Annotated in this window: 18 protein-coding genes, 1 tRNA gene and 1 pseudogene; 8 read left to right on the forward strand and 12 right to left on the reverse strand. The window is 63.2% G+C overall.

Translation table 11 applies throughout. The annotated features are described in order from the left end of the window. Positions 1 to 21 precede the first annotated feature (21 nt). The 4 genes from CAL18_RS14890 to CAL18_RS14905 form a co-directional block, all read right to left on the reverse strand. Positions 22 to 720 carry a hypothetical protein gene (locus CAL18_RS14890; RefSeq protein WP_094818189.1) on the reverse strand — a complete coding sequence of 233 codons (699 nt, stop codon included), beginning with the start codon at positions 718 to 720 and terminating at the stop codon, positions 22 to 24. Next, on the reverse strand, positions 698 to 1,894 hold the full coding sequence (locus CAL18_RS14895; RefSeq protein WP_054286517.1) for a tyrosine-type recombinase/integrase: 1,197 nt from the start codon (positions 1,892 to 1,894) through the stop codon (positions 698 to 700). Before CAL18_RS14895 ends, CAL18_RS14890 begins: the two co-directional genes overlap by 23 nt. 221 nt (positions 1,895 to 2,115) lie before the next feature. After that, a complete protein-coding gene (gene ychF, locus CAL18_RS14900; RefSeq protein WP_094818190.1) occupies positions 2,116 to 3,207 on the reverse strand; it encodes a redox-regulated ATPase YchF in 1,092 nt (363 codons plus the stop codon). A 294-nt stretch (positions 3,208 to 3,501) separates the two neighbouring features. Beyond that, complete coding sequence (locus CAL18_RS14905) at positions 3,502 to 4,182, reverse strand: GntR family transcriptional regulator (protein WP_170940366.1); 681 nt, start codon at positions 4,180 to 4,182, stop codon at positions 3,502 to 3,504. A gap of 240 nt (positions 4,183 to 4,422) precedes the next feature. On the opposite strand from CAL18_RS14905, the gene CAL18_RS14910 reads away from it, so the two are divergent. The 7 genes from CAL18_RS14910 to CAL18_RS14940 all read left to right on the forward strand — a co-directional run bounded on the left by CAL18_RS14910 (position 4,423) and on the right by CAL18_RS14940 (position 14,662). Then, on the forward strand, positions 4,423 to 5,667 hold the full coding sequence (locus tag CAL18_RS14910; RefSeq protein ID WP_094818192.1) for a pyridoxal phosphate-dependent decarboxylase family protein: 1,245 nt from the start codon (positions 4,423 to 4,425) through the stop codon (positions 5,665 to 5,667). An 86-nt stretch (positions 5,668 to 5,753) separates the two neighbouring features. Further along, positions 5,754 to 7,355 carry an ABC transporter substrate-binding protein gene (locus tag CAL18_RS14915; RefSeq protein WP_141217775.1) on the forward strand — a complete coding sequence of 534 codons (1,602 nt, stop codon included), beginning with the start codon at positions 5,754 to 5,756 and terminating at the stop codon, positions 7,353 to 7,355. A gap of 39 nt (positions 7,356 to 7,394) precedes the next feature. Then, the gene (locus CAL18_RS14920) at positions 7,395 to 8,402 is read left to right on the forward strand and encodes an ABC transporter permease (RefSeq protein WP_094818194.1); all 1,008 of its coding nucleotides are present in this window, start codon (positions 7,395 to 7,397) and stop codon (positions 8,400 to 8,402) included. Continuing rightward, positions 8,399 to 9,259, forward strand: a complete 861-nt coding sequence (locus tag CAL18_RS14925) for an ABC transporter permease (protein WP_094818195.1) — start codon at positions 8,399 to 8,401, stop codon at positions 9,257 to 9,259. The genes CAL18_RS14920 and CAL18_RS14925 overlap by 4 nt, the downstream gene beginning before the upstream one ends. Next, positions 9,256 to 10,914, forward strand: a complete 1,659-nt coding sequence (locus tag CAL18_RS14930; RefSeq protein WP_212589940.1) for a dipeptide ABC transporter ATP-binding protein — start codon at positions 9,256 to 9,258, stop codon at positions 10,912 to 10,914. The genes CAL18_RS14925 and CAL18_RS14930 overlap by 4 nt, the downstream gene beginning before the upstream one ends. Beyond that, positions 10,911 to 13,004: a hydantoinase/oxoprolinase family protein gene (locus tag CAL18_RS14935; RefSeq protein ID WP_094818197.1), complete on the forward strand. Its 2,094-nt coding sequence runs from the start codon at positions 10,911 to 10,913 to the stop codon at positions 13,002 to 13,004. The genes CAL18_RS14930 and CAL18_RS14935 overlap by 4 nt, the downstream gene beginning before the upstream one ends. Beyond that, positions 13,001 to 14,662, forward strand: coding sequence for a hydantoinase B/oxoprolinase family protein (locus CAL18_RS14940; RefSeq protein WP_094818198.1), 1,662 nt, complete (start codon positions 13,001 to 13,003; stop codon positions 14,660 to 14,662). Before CAL18_RS14935 ends, CAL18_RS14940 begins: the two co-directional genes overlap by 4 nt. A gap of 82 nt (positions 14,663 to 14,744) precedes the next feature. Here CAL18_RS14940 and CAL18_RS14945 read toward each other — a convergent pair whose 3' ends face one another. The 8 genes and pseudogenes from CAL18_RS14945 to CAL18_RS14980 all read right to left on the reverse strand — a co-directional run bounded on the left by CAL18_RS14945 (position 14,745) and on the right by CAL18_RS14980 (position 21,553). After that, entirely contained in the window at positions 14,745 to 15,503 is a 759-nt protein-coding gene (locus CAL18_RS14945) for a CPBP family glutamic-type intramembrane protease (protein WP_094818299.1), read from the reverse strand. A gap of 8 nt (positions 15,504 to 15,511) precedes the next feature. Further along, complete coding sequence (pth, locus tag CAL18_RS14950; protein ID WP_094797336.1) at positions 15,512 to 16,108, reverse strand: aminoacyl-tRNA hydrolase; 597 nt, start codon at positions 16,106 to 16,108, stop codon at positions 15,512 to 15,514. Positions 16,109 to 16,211: 103 nt separating this feature from the next. Further along, positions 16,212 to 16,823, reverse strand: a complete 612-nt coding sequence (locus CAL18_RS14955; protein WP_026639529.1) for a 50S ribosomal protein L25/general stress protein Ctc — start codon at positions 16,821 to 16,823, stop codon at positions 16,212 to 16,214. A gap of 138 nt (positions 16,824 to 16,961) precedes the next feature. Next, positions 16,962 to 17,912, reverse strand: coding sequence for a ribose-phosphate pyrophosphokinase (locus CAL18_RS14960; RefSeq protein ID WP_006227587.1), 951 nt, complete (start codon positions 17,910 to 17,912; stop codon positions 16,962 to 16,964). Between the two features lie 130 nt (positions 17,913 to 18,042). Next, positions 18,043 to 18,119, reverse strand: a tRNA-Gln gene (locus CAL18_RS14965). Between the two features lies 1 nt (position 18,120). After that, complete coding sequence (gene ispE, locus CAL18_RS14970; RefSeq protein WP_094818199.1) at positions 18,121 to 19,059, reverse strand: 4-(cytidine 5'-diphospho)-2-C-methyl-D-erythritol kinase; 939 nt, start codon at positions 19,057 to 19,059, stop codon at positions 18,121 to 18,123. 9 nt (positions 19,060 to 19,068) lie between these two features. After that, positions 19,069 to 19,596: a lipoprotein insertase outer membrane protein LolB gene (gene lolB / locus CAL18_RS14975; RefSeq protein WP_231494566.1), complete on the reverse strand. Its 528-nt coding sequence runs from the start codon at positions 19,594 to 19,596 to the stop codon at positions 19,069 to 19,071. A gap of 71 nt (positions 19,597 to 19,667) precedes the next feature. Then, positions 19,668 to 21,553 (reverse strand): annotated as a pseudogene (locus CAL18_RS14980) (tetratricopeptide repeat protein). Between CAL18_RS14980 and mutM the strand changes: the two are divergent. Further along, a complete protein-coding gene (gene mutM / locus CAL18_RS14985) occupies positions 21,552 to 22,379 on the forward strand; it encodes a bifunctional DNA-formamidopyrimidine glycosylase/DNA-(apurinic or apyrimidinic site) lyase (protein WP_094797253.1) in 828 nt (275 codons plus the stop codon). The pseudogene CAL18_RS14980 and the gene mutM overlap by 2 nt on opposite strands. Positions 22,380 to 22,520 lie beyond the last annotated feature (141 nt).

Genomic DNA, 22,520 nt, shown 5'->3' on the forward strand with positions numbered 1-22,520 from the left:
TACTGATACTGGAAGATTGGTTCAGTCTGCCGCTTGCCTGGAAGCCCTTTTCCCTTCCAGCAACAGTCTGCGGCAATAGCTCCATTCAACGAGCTGCCCGTTGTTGAAGAGAATGAGCATGGTGCAGAGCATGGCAAGTGTCATGCTCTGCGACAAATCTGGCATAAAGCGCTGTGTTTGCTTGCTTGCGTCGCGCTGCTCTGCATCATCTTTGGTGATTTTCTGAAAATCATTATTGATTTTGCAGGCAACTCCCAACTTGCCCAGTTGATTCAGCAAGCTCGCGCCCTGCAGTCGTAGTAAAAACCGTTCAGATGTGCCAGCGGGCGTCTGACGCATAGCGCCTATCAGGCCATTAATATCAGCAGCCAGCTGCCGCATCAGTTTCTTTTGCTGTTGCAAAGGCATGCTGTGTTGAAAGGCATCATCGAGCAGCAGTTCATCTATTTCCGAAAGCAGTGCAATGCTATTGGCAACCCGGCGATAACTATCGGCCAGTTTTTCGAGCTTGCGTATCCTAGGGCTATGTGTCTCCACCGAACAGTTGTTGGTGCCGAAGAGGGTGAGTTCAGCTAATTCCTCAAAGAAGCTCGACTGAGTTTCTTGTGGCAGCGCCTTGAAATCGCGATGTTGCTGAATTTTTGCAATCAGGCGCTCCCTGAATAGTGAGCGTCCTGCCTCCGTGTCGGGCAGGTACTCACTGTGTTCTACTGACTTCACCTGTGCTCTCCTGCTTCCAGATTTCGAGCTTGTCCGCCCACGCCTGCATCATGCTCCGCCGTTCTTCAAGGTAGGTGGCATGGTTGTAGGTGCGACGCACCGAGTTGGGTTCCGCGTGGGCAAGCTGCGCTTCAATGGCATCCGGGCGATAGCCCATTTCGTTCAGCCGGGTGCTGCCCGTGGTTCTGGTGCCATGCGGGCTGTAGGTGCCGCTCCAGCCCAGCACCTTGAGCGCCTGCCGGATCGAATGCACCGACATCGGCCTGTTGCGGTCATCCCTGCCGGGAAATAGGTGCGTCCGATCACCGCTGATGGCGTGCAGGCGGCGCAACATCTCTACGGCCTGCGTTGGCAACGGCACTACATGTTCACGGCGGGCTTTCATGCGCCGGGCTGGGATCGTCCAAAGCGCGGCATCGAGATCGAATTCAGCCCATTCCGCTTCTGCCGCTTCGCTGGGACGCGCCAGTGTCCACCACATCAACTGGATGCAGAAATTGACCTGATAGCCGCAACGGTGGTTGTCGAAGTCGTTGAGCAGCTTGCCGATCTGCGCGGTGGTCAGTGCCGTCTTGTGTTGCGTCTTGTTGGCGGGCAAAGCCTTGCGGACGGGCCAGACGGGATCGTTGTCTGCCCGCAAGGTGGCAACTGCCAGCTCGAAGACACCGGACATGGTGCGCTTGGCCTCGGCGGCGACGGTCGGCGCACCGCGCTTCACGGTCTTGGTGAGGATGTCGAGAACGTGCGCCGGGGTGATGTCGCGCACCGGGAGCTTGCCGATGCTGGGGAAGACCACCCGCTCCAGCATGTCCAGGCGGCGTTTCTTGGTGATGTCCTCCCAGTCCCGCAGAGCCAGCCACTCTTTGGCGACGGTCTCGAAGGTATTGGCGGAATCCTCTTCGCGCTTGAGGCGCTCAAGCTGCCGGTGCTGGACGGGGTTGATGCCCTGCTTGACCAGCTTCCGCGCTTCCTCGCACTTGTCCCGCGCTTCGGCAAGGCTGACGGCAGGGTAGTCGCCCAGCGCGAACCACGACCCCTTGCCGCCCAGCTTGAAGCGGTAGCGCCAAGCCTTCACCCCATTGGGCTTCACTTCGAGGTAAAGGCCGCGAAGGTCATTCAGGCGGTAGAGCTGCTCCTTCGGTTTGGCAGCACGGCAGTGGGCATCTGTAAGCACGGTGTCACGAGATCGGCAATAAGGAACGACAGAAGGATCATATACACCTTCCGCCGCCTCGTCCAATCTTCATATACACCAGCGTAGTCACTTTACGCGAGCAAGGCCGGGCAATCTCATGCAATCCATGGAAACGAAAAACCCCGGAATTTCCGGGGTTCTAGCGCCACTTTCGGGGTTCTAAGCAATCTTGTGAAATGCTGAGAAATGGCGTTATAGGGTCAGACGTTGAACAAGAAGTTCATCACGTCCCCATCCTGCACGACGTATTCCTTGCCTTCGGCCCGCATCTTGCCGGCTTCTTTCGCGCCCTGCTCGCCCTTGCAGGCGATGTAGTCGTCGAACGCGATGGTTTGCGCACGGATGAAGCCGCGCTCGAAGTCGGTGTGGATGACGCCCGCGGCCTGCGGCGCGGTGGCGCCGATGGGCACTGTCCAGGCGCGCACTTCTTTCACGCCGGCGGTGAAGTAGGTTTGCAGGCCCAGCAGCTTGAAGGCCGCGCGGATCAGGCGGTTAAGGCCCGGCTCGTCCATGCCCATGTCGGCCAGGAAGACCTGGCGGTCTTCGTCGGCGAGGTCGACGATTTCGGATTCGATGGCGGCGCAAATGGCAACCACCGGCGCGTTGCGCGACGCGGCGAACTCGGCCAGGCGGTCGAGCAGCGGGTTGTCGGTAAAGCCGTCGTCGCTGACGTTGCCCACGTACATGGCCGGCTTGGCGGTGATGAAGCACAGCTGCTTGATCAGCGCGGATTCTTCATCAGACAGGTCTACCGAGCGCACCGGCTTGGCCTGGTTGAGCGCGGCGATGCACTTTTCCAGCACGGCCACCAGGCGCTGCGCTTCTTTGTCGCCCGACCGCGCGGTCTTGGAATGGCGGTGCAGCGCCTTTTCGGCGGTTTGCAGGTCGGCCAGGGCCAGTTCGGTTTCGATGACTTCGATGTCGGCAATGGGGTCGACCTTGCCCGACACGTGCACGACGTTGGGGTCTTCGAAGCAGCGCACCACGTTGACGATGGCGTCGGTTTCGCGGATGTGCGACAGGAATTGGTTGCCCAGGCCTTCGCCCTGGCTGGCGCCCGCCACCAGGCCGGCGATGTCCACGAATTCCACGGTGGCAGGCAGCACGCGCTCGGGCTTGACGATCTCGGCCAGCTGCTGCAGGCGCGGATCAGGCACTTCGACCACGCCCACGTTGGGCTCGATGGTGCAGAAGGGGTAGTTTTCCGCCGCGATGCCCGCGCGGGTCAGGGCGTTGAAAAGCGTCGATTTACCCACGTTGGGCAGGCCGACGATGCCGCATTGCAGAGCCATGTAAGTCCTTGATTTTTCGACACAAACGCAGCCCGACACGACGTGGTCGATGTGCCCGACAGGTCGGGCCGACCGAAGGCGATATCGCCGTCACGCATCTCGTTCCAGGGAAGGGGATCAACCCTCGGCTTTGTGCCTGTTCTGTCCAAAATTAGGCCGATTGTAGCCTTGTCGGATAGCCTCGGTACCCCCCACCCCATCGCGGCTTCCCGGCCAGGCCGGCCATAGCCATGGCGTTCTATTTCCCACGAATGCTACCAATCGGGGGAGTTACCACACCGCCTCCACCGTTCGTTATGACTTCAGCATCTCCGAAGCACCCAGGATTTCTGCCAGGTGCGTCAGCGATTCGGAAACATCAACTTCGATCAAGGCCCGGGCCTTGGCCGAATCACGGTCGCGAAAGGCAAGACAGATCTCGCGGCGCCATGAAGGGCGGACTCGCTGGACATAGGAAATGAAATGCGGGTGCAACAAGCGCATATAAGGACCGGTTTGCAACCATAGCATCTCGATGTGCCGCAGCAGCACCGGCATCTGTGAGCACGCATACAGCGTGAACTGGAACTCAGCCACCTTCTCATTGTCACGTACGACATCGCCGGCCTGTCGCGCGACCTCGACCGCCTTGGCCAATTTTTCCAACTTTGCGATCTCGGCGGAACTGGCTACCTGTGCGCCCCGTTCGACCGCCAGTACCTCGAGCGCCAGACGCATGTCGCGCAGCTCAAGCACGCGTTGCCGGGACAGCACCGGCACTCGCACCGAACGGCCGTTCTCGTGTGCAAGCACCCCCTCGACCACCAGTCGATAGAGCGCTTCGCGAACCGGCGTGAGGCTGACGCCGTATTGCTCGGCAAGCTGTCGCAACACCAGTTTCTCGCCGGGCGAAAAGTGCCCGCGCGCCAACGAAGTTCGGATGCCTTCGTAAACGTCGCTACGCGCCGCTGTGTCTTTGGAACTGCTGGCCTGCACTGTTGTTTCCCTCCTACGCACTGATAAGCCTGCTGCTCAGGCTCGTACGGTCACGACGATAAGGGCTGCCGCGTCGAATCACTGGCTTGGCAGGCGCACCGTTTTCGCATGCGCGATTGTGACACGTTCAGCCCGCCGATACGCGTAAACCCTAGTTGTTCAGACTCATTTGTGATCACAAAATACTATCTACGTAATTACAGTTTAACCAGAAATTAATCACTAGAGGATGTCGCCGCGATGAGTGTGTTTCCCAAAGTAGGCCTGCCCTGGCCCCAGCTTGAAGCTGAACTGGCCGACATGAAGGAAAACGACTACGACTGGACATCCGGCCGCGTCGCTGCTTATACCTACTACCGCGATGCCGAGCTCTTGCAAGTGGCACAGAGCGCGTACATGGCGTACTTTCAGGAAAACCTGCTGGGCACCAGGGTGTTTCCGAGCCTGGCCAAGATCGAAAGCGATATCGTCCAGATGGCGCGCGAGATCTTCAATGCACCACACGGAGACTGCTCCTTCACCAGTGGCGGCACCGAGAGTATTTTCCTTGCCTGCTTCGCCGCCCGCGAACGCGCATTTGCCCGAGGCTTTCCGCGCTCGGAAAAGCCGCAGATCGTTTGCTGCGAAACCCTGCATCCGGCGTTCAATAAGGCGGCATTGTTCCTGGGCATGGAAGTGGTGCGCACGCCTATGCAAGATGATTTCCGGGCCAGCCCGGCGCTGATCGAAAGCGCCATCACCGAACGCACCGTCATGCTGGCCGTCAGCGCCCCCAGCTACGCGCAGGGGGTTTTCGATCCCGTCGAGGCAGTCGCTGCGATCGCACAGGCGCGTAACCTGTGGTGCCACGTAGATGCCTGCATAGGCGGCTTTCTTGCGCCGTTCCTGGCGGAAGCCGGCTATCCTGAACCCAAGTTCGACCTGTCGGTGCCAGGTGTCACCAGCCTGTCTGCCGACATTCACAAGTACGGCATGGCAGCCAAGGGCGCCTCGCTGCTGGTGTTCGGCGACAGCAAAGACCGCGATTACACGACCTTTGAGTTTTCTGCCTGGCCCAAGAGCACCTATATCACCAAGTCGTTCGGCGGCTCTCGGCCGGCGGGTTCGCTGGCGGCGGCATGGGCGGTCATGAAGCACCTGGGACGCAACGGCTATGTCGAAAATGTGCGCCGCATCATGCAGACGCGGGAACAACTTACCGAAGGCATCTGCCAGATAGAAGGGCTGGAAGTGCTTGCGCCGGCCGAGCTGTGCATGCTTACTTATCGCTGCGTGGGCCCGGGCCTGGACACCGACGCCCTGGCCGAACAGATGGGCAAACGAGGATGGTACGTAGGCCGCAATGCGCGACCCAAGTCCATACACTTGGCGCTTAATACGGTGCACGTGAAGATTGTGGACGACTACCTGGCAGACCTGCGCGACGCAGTGCGAGAAGTGCGCGACGGGCGCCTGGTGGGCACGGAAGACAATCATACGTACTGACGCGCCTCTTTATATCAATATCCCGCCGCGTGTCGGCAGAACCAGTAGTGCCGTATATCGGAATAAACGAAAAGGGGTGGCCCAACATGCTTAATCGTCGAGAATTCAATCTGCGGGCGACCGCGATCCTGGCGGGCGCTACCGTGCCGGGGTTTGTGCGGGCACAAGGCGGCGGTTCGCGAGCAGCGGCACTGCGGCTGGTATGGCCGTACGACACCAGTTCCCTGGATGCTACCGGCATCGGGGTGCAGCGCTCTACCTGGGCAGTCAGCGTACACATCTACGACCGACTGGTCAGCTACGCCGTCAATGACTTGGGCAACGGCACTGGCGAATACGATCCGGCGCGCATCGAGCCAGAACTTGCCGAGCGCTGGACGGTATCCGACGACGGCAAGACCATCACCTTTCACCTGCGCCCGGGCGCGACGTTCCATGACGGATCGCCGGTCACCGCTGAAGATGTCCGTTGGTCAATTGCCCGGGCGCTCGCGATGCCGGCGGCGACGGCCTCGATGCGCGTGGGAGGCCTGACTAGCGCCGACCAACTCAGCGTGCTGGACACCCACACACTGCAGGTAAAGCTGCCGGCCCCAAGCCGCTATGCCGTGGCCGTTTTCACGATCCCGTTCGCGGCCATTATCAACAAGAAGCTGGCCACAGCTCACTCCACCGAGCAAGATCCGTGGGCATCGAACTGGCTGAAGACGAACCCGGCGGGCGGCGGCGCCTTCCGAGTGGGCAGTTTCCGGCCTGACCAGGTCATGCTGGTGCGCAACGACAAGTGGGTCAGCGGCCCCCTGCCCGCATCGCCCCAGGTGATCTTCCAGACGGTGCCCGAAGCCACGCTGCGCACCGCGCTGGTGGAAAGAAACTCGGCCGACGTCGCGGTCGAGATTCCGCCAGCCGACTACCAGGCCGTGATCGATCGTAAAATTGCCAAGGCACTGGCCATACCCATGCGCAACCACATGGATTTCGTTGCGCTGAACTCCGGCGCCGCGCCGTTCAACGATGTGCGGGTACGGCAGGCGATCGCCTATGCACTGCCCTACGAGGGCCTGTTCAAGGGCGTCTATCGCGGTCGTGGCGTGGCGCTTTACGGTGGGCCGGCGGAGGTGCAAGGTGGCGTGTTCCCCCACCCCACGCCCTATGCCACGGATATCGAAAAGGCCAAGGCCTTGCTGAAAGCCGCCGGACATGAGCAAGGTTTCAGCACCTCGATCGCTTATTCGGCGGGCAAGGCCGCGTACTTCGACCTGGCATCGCTGGCCATCAAGAACAGCCTTGAAAAGATCGGCATCAAGGTATCCATAGACCGTCTGCCGGGTGCACAGTTCGACGAACGCGTGGCACGACGCGACTACGGCATGCTGCTCGAAAACCGGGTCGCATGGCTCTCGCTTCCCGATTACTGGATGCGTGCGTTCTACTCGGGAACCACCACGTCCAACTTGGGCAACTACCACAGCGAAGCGCTGCAGAAAATGCTTCAGCAATTGCAAGGTGATGCCACGCCGGAGCAATACGACGCGCAGACCAAGGAAATGATCAAGCTGGTAACGGACGAAGTGCCGCTTATCCCCATACGGCAAGGCGCAGTTGAGATCGTGGTAGGTAAAAATGTTACAGGCTATACCTACTGGTTCCACGGGCTGCCCGATGCGCGTTCCATCCAGCATCGATGATCTTGGGTGTCTGGAATGCATAGAAAAATCTGGAGTTTCATGGCGCGCCGCCTTGTGACGCTTGCCTCGCTGTTGCTGGGGGTCGCCATTTTTACGTTTCTTTTGGTGCGCGTACTGCCTGGCGACCCTGCGGTGTACTACGCCACGGGGCCCATGCAAACCGAAGAAGAGGTCGAGGCCGTTCGGAAATCGCTGGGGCTGGACCAGCCCATACTCGTCCAGCTTGGCAATTACCTGAGCGACCTCGCCCACGGTAACCTGGGCCGGTCCCTCACCACGGGGCAGACGGTGGCCGATGACTTGCTGAGGCGGTTTCCCGCCACATTGGAACTTACCGCGGCGGCCGTGGTGCTGGCCCTGCTCGTGGCAATTCCGCTCGGCATTATTGCCGCAGTCCGAGCAGGTTCCTGGATAGACCAGACTGTCAGGTTCATCGGCACGTTGGGCGTCTCCATGCCGACATTCGTTACCGGCGTAATGTTGATCCTGCTGTTCTTCTTCAAGCTGGGCTGGGCGCCCGACCCTATCGACAGAATCGACGCGTTCATCTTGCCGCCCAATCATGTCACGGGCTTTCTGGTAGTCGATGCGCTGCTGGACAGCAACTGGGAGGCGCTGAAGTCGGCGCTGGGCCGGCTCGTGCTGCCCACGCTGACCATGACGGCGTTTGTACTGGCTCCCGTCATGCGCACTACCCGCGCTTCGATGCTGGCGGTGCTGAACAGCGATTACATCCGCACCGCCAAGGCGGCGGGCATGGGCTGGCGCCGAGTCTACATCACCTATGCATTGCGCAATGCCCTGCTTCCCGTGCTTACAGTGGTGGGCCTCGTACTGTCTTATCTGATAGGCGCCAACGTAGTGGTTGAGAAAGTGTTCGCCTGGCCCGGCGTGGGCTCGTATGCGCTCAATGCCCTCCTGGCCAGTGACTACGCGCCAGTGCAAGGTTATGTGTTGCTGATGGCACTGAGTTTCGTGCTGATAAACAGCCTGGTGGATATGCTGTATGCCGTTGTCGATCCGCGCGTTCGGGAGGAACGCACATGACACTCCCGAAAAAGTCTTCTGTGGCCCAGCACATTGCTTATGTGCTCAAGACCAACAAGTTGTCGGCCGCCGCCCTGGCGTTTCTGGTTGCCCTGGGCGCCGTCGCCGTACTGGCACCGTGGATTACCCCGTACGACCCCTACGCGACGCACCTTGATGCGATGCTGCAGCCACCCAGTGCGGCGCACTGGTTCGGTACCGACCAAGTGGGGCGCGACGTGTTCAGCCGCGTTCTGATCGCGGCGCGGCTGGATCTCATGATCGCGTTTACAGCCGTTCTGCTCTCGTTTTTCGTGGGGTCGGTAGTGGGCGGCGCGGCCGCCTACTTCGGCGGACGGTGGGACACCGTCATCGGCAGGGCCACGGACGTGCTTATGACTTTTCCCTTGTTTGTCATTGCGATGGCTTTCGTGGCGGCTTTCGGCAATTCGCTGCAAAGCATCGTACTGGCCAGTGCGTTGGTCAACCTGCCTTACTTCCTGCGCCTGGCGCGCGCCGAGGTCAAGCAACTGCGCCTTCAAAGCTATGTGGAAGCAGCCCGGGCCGGGGGCAACAGCGAATTGCGCATCATGCTCACCTTCATGGTGCCGAATACGTTTCCTACCCTCAGCGTGCAAGTATCCACCGCTCTCGGCTGGGCAATTCTCAATGCCGCCAGCCTTTCTTTCATAGGCCTGGGCATACAGCAGCCGACGGCCGAGTGGGGCATCATGGTTGCCGAGGGGGCCGCCAACCTGCTCGCCGGAAAATGGTGGATGGTGCTGTTTCCCGGCGTCGCCCTGACCTTGACGGTTCTGAGCTTCAACCTGCTGGGCGATGGCGTGCGCGACATGCTCGACGTAAGGACGCGCAAATGATGGAGAACAAGAACATACTGCTGGACATCGGCGACCTGCACGTTGAATTCGCGGTACCGGGCGGCACGGTAAAGGCCGTTGACGGGGTCACTCTGCAGGTTCGCGCTGGCGAAACACTGGGCCTGGTGGGCGAAAGCGGCTCGGGCAAGTCGGTTACTGCATACGCGCTAGTTGACCTGCTCGCAGGCAACGGACGCAGGCGGGCCAATCGGCTGAGCTTCGATGGGCATGACTTGCTTGCGTCAAAAAAGGCCACGCGCCTAGTGCGCGGTAAAGCCATCAGTTTTATCTTCCAGAACCCCAGGGCCGCCCTGAACCCGATCCGGACTATCGGCCGCCAAATCATTGATGCGCTGGAAGCCGGCAAACGTCCACCGGCCAGCAAGAAAGAAGCTCGGCAGCGCGCAATCGAACTGCTTCAGTCGGTGCAGATTGCCCGCGCCGACGCGCGCATGGATGCCTATCCGCATGAGCTTTCTGGCGGCATGTGCCAGCGGGTTCTCATTGCCATGGCGCTGGCGGCCGAACCTGAGCTGTTGATCGCAGATGAACCCACCACCGGCCTGGATGCGACGACGCAAAAGGCCATCATGGACATGATTCGCGATCTCGCGACGCAGCGCGGCCTGGCCACCATTCTGATTACCCACGACCTGGGCTTGGCCGCCCGGTACTGCGAGCGCCTGGCCGTCATGCGCCAGGGCAAACTGGTTGAGTTCGGACTCGCACGGGACGTGCTGCGGGCGCCTCAACACGAGTATACGCAGAGGCTGGTTGCCGCGACACCGCGCCGCGGCGGATGCCTGACCGATCTCTTGCCCCGGCACGAACTGCCTGAGACCACCGATGCCCCGCCACCTGATGCTGCGGCTCCCGTCGTGCTCGAGACTGTCGGCCTGTGCAAGGAGTACCGAGGCAAGCATGGCAGCCATATGGCTGTCCGCGATCTGACGCTGCGCATACGGCGGGGCTGGTCGCTGGGCATCGTGGGCGAGTCCGGCAGCGGAAAGACCACGACATCCCGGATGCTCGCGCGCTTGATTGAAACCAGCGCTGGCCAGATCCGCTACGAAGGCCACGACATTGGTTCGGTGGATATCAAGCGTTTCGCGGTGTCGCCGCTGCGTAGAAAGATTCAGGTGGTATTTCAGGATCCTATGGGCAGTCTCAATCCGCGCTTCACCGTTTATGACGCGATCGCCAATCCACTGCGCCGCGCTGATCCGGACTTGCGTGCGGCCGACGAACAACAGCGCGTGTCTGAAGCCGCCCAGCGGGCCGGGCTGCCGCTAGACCTGCTGCTGCGGTTTCCGCACCAGCTGTCGGGCGGTCAGCAAGCACGCGTAGGTATCGCTCGTGCACTGGTCGTCCGGCCCGATATCCTGATTTTCGACGAGCCCACCTCTGCCCTCGACGTCTCCGTACAGGCCATGCTGCTGAATCGGCTCGACAGCTTACGCCGCAGCGAAGGACTGTCCTTCGTATTCGTGAGCCATGACCTGAATGTCGTGCGCATGATGTGCGAAGAGGTGGTGGTCATGAAAGACGGCGAGGTGGTCGAACAAGGAACCGCTGACGAAGTCTTGCGCGATCCGAAGCACCCGTATACCCGCACCCTGGTGGACGCGATCCCCAACTTTGAGGACCAAGCATGAAGGCAGCAAGCGCAAGTGATGTCGTCGCCCCGTGGCGCATCGGTGTCGATGTCGGGGGCACTTTTACCGATCTGGTGCTGGTGGATGCCCGTGGCCATGTTTTTGTCAACAAAACGCCTTCCGTTCCCGCCAACCCCGCCGTTGGGGTGCTGAATGCCATCGAAGAAGCCGCGGGCCAGCTTGAAATGAGCGTGATGCAACTGCTTGGCGCCTGCACTCAGCTCATCCATGGCACGACGGTGGTCACCAATCTCCTGCTCGAGCGCAAAGGCGCGAAGATCGGCATGCTTTGCACCGCCGGCTTCCGCGACACGCTGGAGATCCGCCGCGGCGCGCGCGCCAACATGTGGGATCACCGTACGCCATGGGGCGAAGTTCTTGTCCCGCGCTACTTGCGCCTGCCTGTCACGGAACGTATGGCCGCCAATGGCGAAGTACTCCAGGCGCTCGACGAGCAGTCGGTGCGCGATGCGGCGGCGGAGTTTGCCCGCGAGGGCGTCGATGCGGTCGCCATCTGCTTCCTGAACGCGTATGTCAACGATGCTCACGAAGCGCGCTGCGCAGAGCTGCTGGGCGAACTGCTGCCCGACGCCTACGTGACTCGCTCGTCCGAAGTGGCGCCGGTTATTGGCGAGTATGAACGGGCTTCCACCACCGCTGCCAATGCTTATGCTGCCCCGCGTGTCCTGCCGTACCTGCAGGCTCTGGCCGACCAGTTGAAGGAGCGCGGACTGCGTTCAAATCTGCTGTTGGTTCAGAGTAATGGCGGCGCGATCTCGTTGGAACAGCTCAAGAGCCGCCCCGCCAGCCTGGCGCTTTCCGGCCCGGCGGCAGGCCTGGCATCGCTCGAGCTGTTCGGCCGCCTGTCGAACACGCGCAATGTGATTTCCATCGAGATCGGCGGCACCAGTTGCGATGTCACCGTCGTCACGGATGACCGAGTGGCCACCGTGAACTCCATGTCGATCAACGACATTGTGATCGCGCTACCCAGCGTCGATATACATACTATCAGCACCGGCGGAGGGACCATCAGCAAAGCGGATGGCGCCGGCCTTATCAAGTTCGGGCCTGAAGGAGCAGGCGCGCGACCCGGCCCCGCATGCTACGGACGCGGCGGCACCCTGCCGACGGTGACGGACGCTCACCTGTTGCTGGGGCATTTGATGCCCGGCCCGTTCGCCGGCGGCCATATAACCCTGGATGACAGGCTGGCCGCCGAGGCCATGCGCCTGGCTCTGGCGGAGCCGCTGGGCGAGTCGATCGACGATGCGGCGGCGGCCGTGCTGCAGATTGCCGACCAGAACATTGCCCACGCCATCGAAGAGGTCAGCCTGCACCGCGGGCTGGACCCCACCCGGTACACACTGGTGGGCGCGGGCGGCGCCGGGGCTCTGCACGCGGTAGAGGTAGCGCGCCTGATGGGCATACCGCGGGTATTCGTCCCGCGCCTGGCCGGGGTGTTCTGCGCGTTGGGCATGTGCAACGCACGCATCCGCCACGACTTGGTTCGCTCACTGGGTCAGCGGGTCGATACGGCCTACCTTGCAACGATCGCAGAAGAAGCACGGCGGCTGGCCGAACAAGGAACAACCATGCTGGCCGAAGACGGTTTCCACGGCACGCAGACCTTGATCGAAACCCAGCTCGACCTGCGCTACGCGGGGCAGCAATGGACTATCGGGCTGCCTTTTGCTGGCGACGACCTGGACGCCTTGCATCGCGCCTTTGACGACATGCACCTGCGCCTATACGGATCTTCGCAGCCCGACGCCGCACTCGAGGCTGTGGGCGTACGGGTAGCGGCCTACGGGCTGCTGCCGCCGCTGCAAACCGATGCCGAGCCCGTCGTGCCGCGGCCCGTCGCGGCCCCCCTGGCCCGTCGGCGCGTGCACATAGGTAGCAGCGGCTGGCTTGATGACGTGCCGGTTTACTCGGGAGCCACGCTCGAGCCCGGGCATCGTTTCTCGGGCCCTGCAGTCGTGGAAGAGCAAACGACGACATTGCTCGTCGGCGAAGGCGATACCGTAGAGATTGACGCCTTCGGAAACTATGTCATCAACGTGCGCGTCACGGAAACGGGGAAATGATGAAGGCGCTTGAACTGACTCTGCTGCAAAAACAACTGGACCACATCACGCTGCAAATGGGATGGGTAATGCAGCGCACGGCACGCAGCCCGATATTCAGCGATTCCCACGATTTTTCGTGCTTCATCTCTGACCTGAACGGCTCTTTGATCTCAGTGGCCGATGGCATCCCCATCCACACCGGTAGCGGCGGGTTCGCCGTTGCCGCCGTGCTTCGAGACTGGCCGGAACAAATTGCGCCCGGCGATATATTCATTCTGTCCGACCCCTACGAGGCGGGAGGCAACCACCTGCCGGACTGGACCATACTCAACCCGGTGTTCCACGACGGCGAACTTTTCGCTTTTACCTGCAACCGGGCCCACCAGTCCGACATAGGGGGCGGCGCCGCCGGCACATACAACTCGGACGCAACCGACATCTTCCACGAGGGTATCCGCCTGCCCACCCTGAAGCTGGTGGAAGCGGGACGCGTGCGGCAAGACGTATGGCGGCTGCTGAAGCTTAACTCGCGCTGTCCGGAACTCATCGACGGCGACCTGCAGGCCATGATCGGCTCTACGCGTATTGGCGCCGAACGCCTTCAGGCGCTGGCACGCGCGGCGGGCGTGGCCGCACTGAAAGAGTCCTTCGAGGCGATACTCTCGCATGCCGAATTGTTGATGCGCGCCTCGATATCTAAGGTGCCCAACGGGATCTACCATGGCGTAGACGTATCCAATACCGACTGCTTTTCTGAAACCGAAGTACCCGTACGCGTAAGGGTAACGGTGGAAGATGGCTCGGTCACCGTAGACTTTACCGGCTCCGCGCCTCAGATAAAGGGGTTCAAGAACAGTTCGCTGGCCAATACGTATTCGGCCGTGTATGTAGCATTGCTGGCGTTCTTTGACAGCTCGCTGCCCAAAAATGCCGGGGCGTTCCGCCCTATCCGGATCGTTGCGCCCGAGGGCACAGTGGTCAATGCGCGAGCTCCGGCTCCCATGACATACAACACGGTCTATCCTGCCACCGAAATTGTCTACTCCATCTGGAAGGCCCTGGGACAAGCCATGCCCGAACGCGCCTGCGCAGGCTGGGGCAAGGCCAGCCACTGCGTATCATCGGGACCCCGGACCGACGGGACGACATATGTCATGTACCACATGCATGCATACCCGGGCGCGGGCGCGGTGTACGGCCGCGACGGGTTCAACTGCCTGGGCACCGTCATTACGCTGGGCGGCATGACCCTCCCCAATGTTGAAGCCTATGAGCAGAAGTATCCGGTGCAGGTCGTTCGCCAAGAATTCAGAGTTGACGGCGGCGGTGCCGGGCAATACCGGGGGGGCACCGGCATAGACTATGAAGTCTTGATGCACATGCCCGGCGAAGTATGCTTTCGTGGAGAGGGGTTGCGCACAGCCAGCGGCTTTGGCATTGCGGGCGGCCAGCCTGGCGAGCCATCTACGCTGGAGGTCAGAACTCTTGACGGCGAGCGCGTTGAGACTCCTCAGTACGGCGTACGCCAGCTGCCGCCGTGCCGGATCATTATCGCTTCGTCTGGCGGCGGCGGCTGGGGCGACCCCAAGGCGCGCGACCGCCAGCGAGTAGAGCGAGACTTGCGCGACGGCGTCATCAGCACGGCCGCAGCAACAGCAATATATGGGCTGGCGTAGGCTAGCTGACCCGGCAACCGACGTAAATCCGTTGCAGCCCCCCGCCCGCGGGCATGCGCAGAGAAGCCTGGCTGCCCGCGCCTTAACCCACCCCCAGCACCAGCAAAATAAGCAACATGGGCCCCGCATTGAAGACCCCGTGCAGGGCTACCGCCGCGCCAAAGCCGCGCCGCACGCGTATCCAGCCCAGCACCAGCCCGGTGGCCCACTGGGGCAGCACCAGCAGGGGCAACATCCAGTAGGCCGTATCGGCCAGGATGAAGTTGTTCAAGTGCACGCTGGCGAACGCCAGCGACGACAGGTGATACACCCAGCCGAAACGCATACGGTATTGCCGGCGCCAATCCATGCGCCAGCGTTTGCGGCTGATGCGTCCGCGCGCCAGGGGGCGGCTGGCCGCCAGCAGCACGACTGCGGCCCAGGCAAGGGTCCAGCCGTGCACGCCCCACAGCAGCGGCGGCAGTATGGCCGGGCACACCCACAGGGCTTGCAGCGGCCGGCGCAAACCATAACGAAACAGCGTTTCTTCGATCAGCGGCGCCCACAATATGGCGGTTAGCCACGGAATGGCGGACGGGTCGAGCCGGTGCGATGCGCCGGCCGCGCCGGCGGCCGTCACGGCGATGGGCCCCAGCGCGAAGAAGTTCAGCCCCCACAATACGGCTGCCCATGCCAGCAGCCGCGATATGGGCACGCCCGGGCGCCAGTCGCTGGCAAGACTGCTGCCGGCGTTCCGGCCCGGCAGGCGCGCAAGATCGGGGCGACGCAAGAAGCGCCAGAAGTCGGCGAACTCGTCGCGAAAACGCAGTTTGCCGCCAGGCATGGCTGTAGCCGAGCGCATGATGCGGCTCAAGCGCCGTTGCCGCTGTGCAGTTGGCGGGTGGCCAGCGCGAAATCGCCGTCCAGCATGGCCGGCACGATGGCCCGGCAACGGTGGATGACGTCGTCGATGCCAGCCTGTTCGTCGCGCCGCGGCGGGTGCAGCACGAAATCGGCCACCTGCTGCGCCAGGCCCAGCGTGCGCGGATGGCCGATGCCGATGCGTACGCGCCAGAAATTGGGGCTGCCCAGGGCGGCCTGGATGTCTTTGAGACCATTGTGGCCGGCATGGCCGCCGCCTTGCTTGAGCTTGACCTGCCCGGGCAGCAGATCGAGCTCGTCGTGCAGCACCAGCACCTGTTCGGGCGCCAGTTTGTAGAAGCGCGCCAGCGCGCCCACGGCTTGCCCGGATCGGTTCATATAGGTAATGGGCTTGGCCAGCAGCACGCTTTCGCCCGCATGGCGGGCCTTGGCCACCATGGCGAAGAACCCTTTTTCAAGCGTGTAGCTTGCCCGCAGGTCGTCGGCCACATGGTCGGCGAGCCAGAAGCCGGCATTGTGTCGGGTGGTTTCGTAGTCGGGCCCGGGGTTGCCCAGGCCCACGATCAGGCGTATGGCAGTAGACATCATCGCTTACTACACAAAAAACCCCGCGCATGCAAGCGCACACGCAGGGTTCTGGCCGGGCGCCCGGGGTTGCCGGGCGCGCGGTACGAGCGGTTGCCGAAGATCAGGCAGCCGGGGTTTCCTCGGCGGCGTCGCCGTCTGCGGCGGCACCGCCGCCCTTGACGAGCGCGGTGGCCAGCACGGGGTTGACTTCAGCGCCTTGCGGCACGTACGTGACGCCCTTGGGCAGCTTGATGTCGGCCAGGTGCACCGAAGCGCCGCCCAGCAGGTTGCCCAGGTCGACTTCGATGAACTGGGGCAGCGCGGCCGGCAGGCAGGTGATTTCGAGCTCGGTGAGCACGTGGCTGATGATCGCGCTGCTGAGCTTGACGGCCGGCGAGTTTTCGCCGTTGATGAAGTGCAGCGGCACCTTGGTGGTCAGCGCCTGGTTGGCGTCCACGCGCTGGAAGTCCACGTGCATGACTTGCGGCTTGTAGGCGTGCCATTGAACCGCACGCAGCAGCACGGGGTGGTCCTTGCCGTCGAGTTCCATTTGCAGGATCGAGGCGTGGAATTCTTCCTTGCGCAGGGCGTGGTAGATCTCGTTGTGGTCGAGTTCGATGTTCGACGGGGCAGCCGTACCACCATAGACAATGGCGGGAACGCGGCCCGCGCGGCGCAGGCGGCGGCTCGCACTCGAACCCTGGACGCTACGCGCAGTGGCTTTGAATTTCATGGATGACTCCAAACAATCTGGCAACGGTGAAGTTGCCGGTTACGTTGCACGGCGCGCAACATGCACGCCGCGTTGTTTGCCCATCTGCCGCGACCAGCAGGCAGGCAAATTCGGGTATATGGGCTGGCGTCGGCCGGCTCAGTCGACGAACAGCGAGCTGACCGATTCGGCGTTGGAAATGCGCAGAATGGTCTCGCCCAACAGCGCCGCGCACGACAGCTGGCGGATTTTACCGCTGGCCTGGCCTTGCTCGGACAATGGAATGGTATCGGTGACGACGAGCTCGTCGAGCTCGGACGCTTCGATGCGGTCGATGGCGCCGCCCGACAGCACGGGGTGCGTGCAGTAGGCATACACCGCGCCGGCGCCGCGATCTTTCAGGGCCTGGGCCGCCTTGCACAGCGTGCCCGCCGTGTCGACCATGTCGTCCATGATGATGCAGGTGCGGCCATCGACTTCGCCGATGATGTTCATGACTTCGGACACATTGGCCCGCGGACGGCGCTTGTCGATGATGGCCAGGTCGGCTTCAAGCTGCTTGGCCAGCGCGCGGGCGCGCACCACGCCGCCGATGTCGGGCGACACCACCACCAGGTTCGAGAAATTGCGGCGCCAGATGTCGCCCAGCAGGATCGGGCCGGCGTAGATGTTGTCGACGGGAATATCGAAGAAGCCCTGGATCTGGTCGGCGTGCAGGTCCATGGTGAGCACGCGATCGACCCCGGCCACCTGCAGCATGTTGGCCACCACCTTGGCCGAGATGGCCACGCGCGCCGAACGCGGCCGGCGGTCTTGGCGGGCATAGCCGAAATACGGGATGGCGGCGGTGATGCGGCCGGCGGACGCGCGGCGCAGGGCATCGACCATCACCATGATTTCCATCAGGTTGTCATTGGTGGGCGCACAGGTGGGCTGCAGCACGAAGACGTCTTTGCCACGCACGTTCTCGTTGATTTCGACCATGACTTCTCCGTCGGAGAAGCGGCCAACCGTCATTTTGCCGAGGGACATGTCGAGATGATTGACTACGTCTACGGCCAGGCGCGTGTTGGCCGTACCCGTAAAGATCATGAAGCTGTCGTTTGCCATGATGGAAGCTGCGATGGTCGATTAGGACGCTGACGTGTGCTGCATGCCGGAAAACCGGCAATAAAAAAAAGCTGCTGAACCTAGGCCAGTGTCTGACGGGCGCGTTCAACAGCTTTTTTATTTTGTTGGGTGGCTGGGGAGGAAGGATTCGAACCTTCGCATGCCGGAATCAAAATCCGGTGCCTTAACCAGCTTGGCGACTCCCCAACTATCTTGCGATCCAGTTCCGCAACGGATGTTCGATCAGGCCGGGACATGCCCGCAATAACCGAAACCCGGGTTGCGTGTTGCCGATTGATTTACCGGCGACGCGCATTGTAGCGGTAATTTCCTGCTGCGCCAAAACGGCTTGTTGCTCTGTACGGTACTGCGCGAACAAACACGCGCCAGACCCTGACATGCGGACATGGACACCATGCCCCGACAGCCACTGCGCAGCCCCATGTACTTCAGGGTAGCGCCGAAAGACCACCGGCTCCAAGTCGTTCTTGCCATAAAACCTTGCAAGCCCCCCCGCTTCGGCAGCATTGCCACCTGCGCTGAAATCTTGCTCAGCAAGAAAGTCCGCTATTGTGACTGAAGGCGTGTCGCGTGTCAAATCGGGGGCCGAAAAAATACTGGCCGTCGGTACGCTGGCATCGGGCTGGGCTACCAGATAGGCAGCGGGCGGCAGCGCAACGGCCGTGAGCACTTCGCCCACGCCTTCGGCGAAGGCCGATTGGCCGAAAACGAACACCGGCACGTCGGCGCCCAGCGGCAGCGCCAGCGCCATGAGCTCGCGCCGGGTCAGCCCCGTGCCCCACAGGCGGTTCAGGGCGATCAGGGTGGACGCGGCGTCGCTGGACCCGCCGCCCAGGCCGCCCCCTTGCGGAATGACTTTTTCAAGCGCGATCTGTGCGCCCAGGCGGGTGCCGGTGGCCTGCTGCAGGGCGCGCGCGGCGCGCAGGGTAAGGTCTTGTTCGGGCGGCACGCCCGGCAGGTCGGCGGCGCGGCTGATGCGGCCGTCGGCGCGCGTGTCGAAGTGCAGCGTGTCGTACAGGCCGATAAAACGGAAAACCGTCTGCAGCAGGTGGTAGCCATCGGGCCGGCGCCCGACTACGTGCAGAAACAGGTTGAGCTTGGCCGGGGCCGGAACGTCGTACAGCATGACGGAAGGTCAGGGCTGGCTGATGGCCAGCCGCACGACGATGCGGCGCCCCGGTTCGGCGCGCTGCAAGACCAGCAGGCCCGGGCCTTGGGCGTCGTAGCGCGACAGGCGGGCGTGCCAGCCGTCTTGCTCGAAAGACGCCGGACGCCCCTGGGCGTCGCGCTCGAGCGCCGCCACTTGCGCATTGTCGGCTACCTGACCGCGCAGCCAGTGGCGCAGGCCCGATACCGGCACCGGCCCGCCCAGCGCTTCTTCGGCCAGCGCGTCGGGCGTATCGGCGCGCAGCACCGTGCCGTCGGCCTTGGTCAGCGTGGCATGGCCAGGCAACCCTTCAACGCGCGCTTCGGTAGAACCCAGCGGATTGGTGAGATCGAGCTGGTAACGCTGGCCGTCGTCGCGCCAGGTAAAGCCGCCCTGCACTGCCTGCTGCTGGCCGGTGGCTTCGGTGACGGTGATGGCGAAACGCCCGCCGCGCGTGAAAGCGTCGGCGCGCGTGGCCGCGGGGCCGTCCGGCACGCTGGCGCAGGCCGCCAGCATCGCGCACAGCCCGGCCGCAAGCCAGCCTCGCAGCCAGCCCCCCGCATGCTTGGCATGATGCGCGACTGCCATCACAGCGGCACCCCCAGCCGCTTGGCGGTATCGAGCAAGGTCTGGTTGTTGGGGTCTTTTCTGTAGCCTTCGTGCAGCAGTTCGCGCGCCTGTTCGCGCTTGCCTTGCGCGGACAGCACTTCGGCCAGGTGCGCGGCAATATCGGGCTCGGGGCGCTGCGCATAGGCGCGTCTCAGGTAGTCGACCGCGGCCTGGTGGTCGCCCATGCGGAATTTGACCCAGCCCATGCTGTCCAGGATAAAGGGGTCGTCCGGCAGCAGCTCGAGCGCCTGCGTGATGAGATCGAGCGCTTCGGGCAGGCGCTGATTGCGGTCGGCCAACGTATAGCCCAACGCGTTGTAGGCATGGGCATGTTCGGGGTCGATGGCGATAACCTGGCGCAGCTGCGTTTCAAGGTCGTCGTAGCGGCCCACGCGTTCATACAGCATGGCGAGTTCGTACTTGATCTCGACCGTATCGGGCTGCGCCTGGTTGGCGGCCTCGAGCGTGGCCACCGCCTGGTCCAGCCGATCGCCATCGCGCAGGATCTGTGCGCGCGTGAGCAGGCCCTGCAGTTGATCGTCCTCGTCTTGCGGCTGGGCGGCGTCGATCATTGCCAGCGCCTCGTCAGTGCGGCCTTGCTTGGCGCGCAAGCCGGCCTGGCGCATCTGCGCGGAATAGCGCAGCGCCGGATCGTCGATCTGGCCCAACTGGGCGACGGCTTCGTCGAAATTGCCCTGGTCTTCGGCAATGCGCGACAACAGCACGCGCGCGTCGGCCTCGGCGGCCGCCGCATCGCTGGCGCCCGGGGCGATGGACTCCTGGCGCTGGTTCTGCACGTCCAGGTACTGCTGCAACAGATGCCGGGCCTGGTCTTTGCGCCCGGCCTTGTAAGCCAGTTGCGCCTGCATGAACAACAGGTCGAAGTCTTCGGGCGAGCGGCGCGCCATGGCTTGCAGTTCGGCCAGCGCACCATCGTAGTTGCCCTGGTCGGCCATCAGCGCGGCCAATGACAACTGCAGTTTGCGTGAATCGGGATACTTGAGCAGGAACGCACGGGCCTCGATTTCGGCGCGCGTCGGGTCGACGCGCGCGCCGTATTCGAGCACGCGCTGCGCGGCGGCCTCGGAACGCGGATCGGCCGCCAGGGCGGCGCGCGCTTCGTCGGCGGCCCGGCGGTCGTCGCCGGCGGCCTGCGCCACGTCGGCCAGCGCCAGGTGGGCTTCGGGCAGCTTGCGCACGGCGGGGCTGAGCGCCTCGTCCAGAATGCGCAGGGCCAGTCTGCGGTCGTTCAGGCGGCCCAGCACGCCCAGGGCCTGGGCAATGGCGGCCGGCTTGTCTGACGCTGCATCGATGCGCGCACGCAGCGCAGCGGCCAGGCCGGTCGTCTCGCCATTGGCCGCGGCCAGCGCCAGTTCGGTGGACGAAGCCTCGACATCGGCCGGCGCCAGCCGGGACCATTCGCGCGCGGCATCGAGTGCGCCGGCCAGGTTGCCGCCCGCCAGCTGGAATTCGAGAGCGCGGCGCGCCAGCCGCGCATCGCCGGTTTCGCGCGCCAGGTTCACCAGTGTGGACGCCGCCGTGCTGTACATGCCGCGCTGCGCGGCGATTTCGGAAGCCAGTATGCGGTAGAAGACGTCGGCGGTAAGGGTAACCAGCGGCGCCTGCCCGGGCCGCAGCCGTATGACCTGGGTTTCGGGCGTGCGCGAGGGGGGCACCAGACGCGGCCCGGTGGCGTCGCCCGGAACGCGGTCGGCCGCCAGAGCCGGCAAAGACTGCAAACCCGCCAGCGCGAGCGCCAGCATGGCTAGTACGGGATGAACTTGTTTAAGCAACGACTTCACGCGGCCTGTCCGGTTGGTGGCACAATCATCTATACACTTGCGATCATCTTACACTGGCTCATGCCGGAACTCCCCGAAGTAGAAACCACCCGCCGCGGCATCGATGCCGTCATCACGGGCAAGACGCTGCGCCGCCTGCTGGTGCGCGAGCCGCGCATGCGATGGCCCATTCCGGACGAACTGCCCGACCTGCTGGCGGGGCGCACCGTGCTTGAATGCGCGCGCCGCGGCAAGTACTTGCTGCTGCGCTTCGAACACGGCACGCAAATCGTGCACCTGGGCATGTCTGGATCGCTGCGCAGCGTGCCGCAGGACGAGGCGCCGCGCAAACACGACCACGTGGACTGGATCTTCGACCACGCCGTGTTGCGCCTGCACGATCCGCGCCGCTTCGGTGCGGTGCTGTGGCATTGCGGCCAAGCGGGGCCGGTTACGTCGCACCCCTTGCTGGCGCGCCTGGGCATCGAACCCTTCGACCCACGTTTTGATGGCGCGTGGCTGCACAGCCATTTCCGCGGCCGCGACATCGCCGTCAAGCAGGCCCTGCTCGCGGGCGACGCCGTGGTGGGGGTAGGCAATATTTACGCATCCGAAAGCCTGTTCCGTGCGGGCATCGACCCGCGCACCCCCGCGCGGCGCGTGTCGCTGGCGCGCTGCACGCGCCTGGCGGATATGGTCCGCGCCACCTTGGCCGACGCGCTTGCCTCGGGCGGCAGCACGCTGCGCGATTATGTGGGCGCGACCGGCCAGCCGGGCAGCTATTTCGATATACACGCGGCCGTATACGAGCGGGCGGGCATGCCCTGCCGTGTGTGCGCAACGCCGATCCGGCGCGTGGTGCAGGGCCAGCGCGCCACGTACTTCTGTCCGTCCTGCCAACGCCGCTAGGCCTGCACGCACCTGGCGACGCGGGCCTGCGCACGGCATATTCGTTTATAGCAAACGAATTGCATAAAAACGAATCAAGGTCTATAGTGGCCGCCATGGACGCCGGCAGGCACGCCCCTGCCCTATGCACTCGCCAGGAGA

Source organism: Bordetella genomosp. 7, from assembly GCF_002261415.1.
Classification (GTDB): domain Bacteria; phylum Pseudomonadota; class Gammaproteobacteria; order Burkholderiales; family Burkholderiaceae_B; genus Bordetella_A.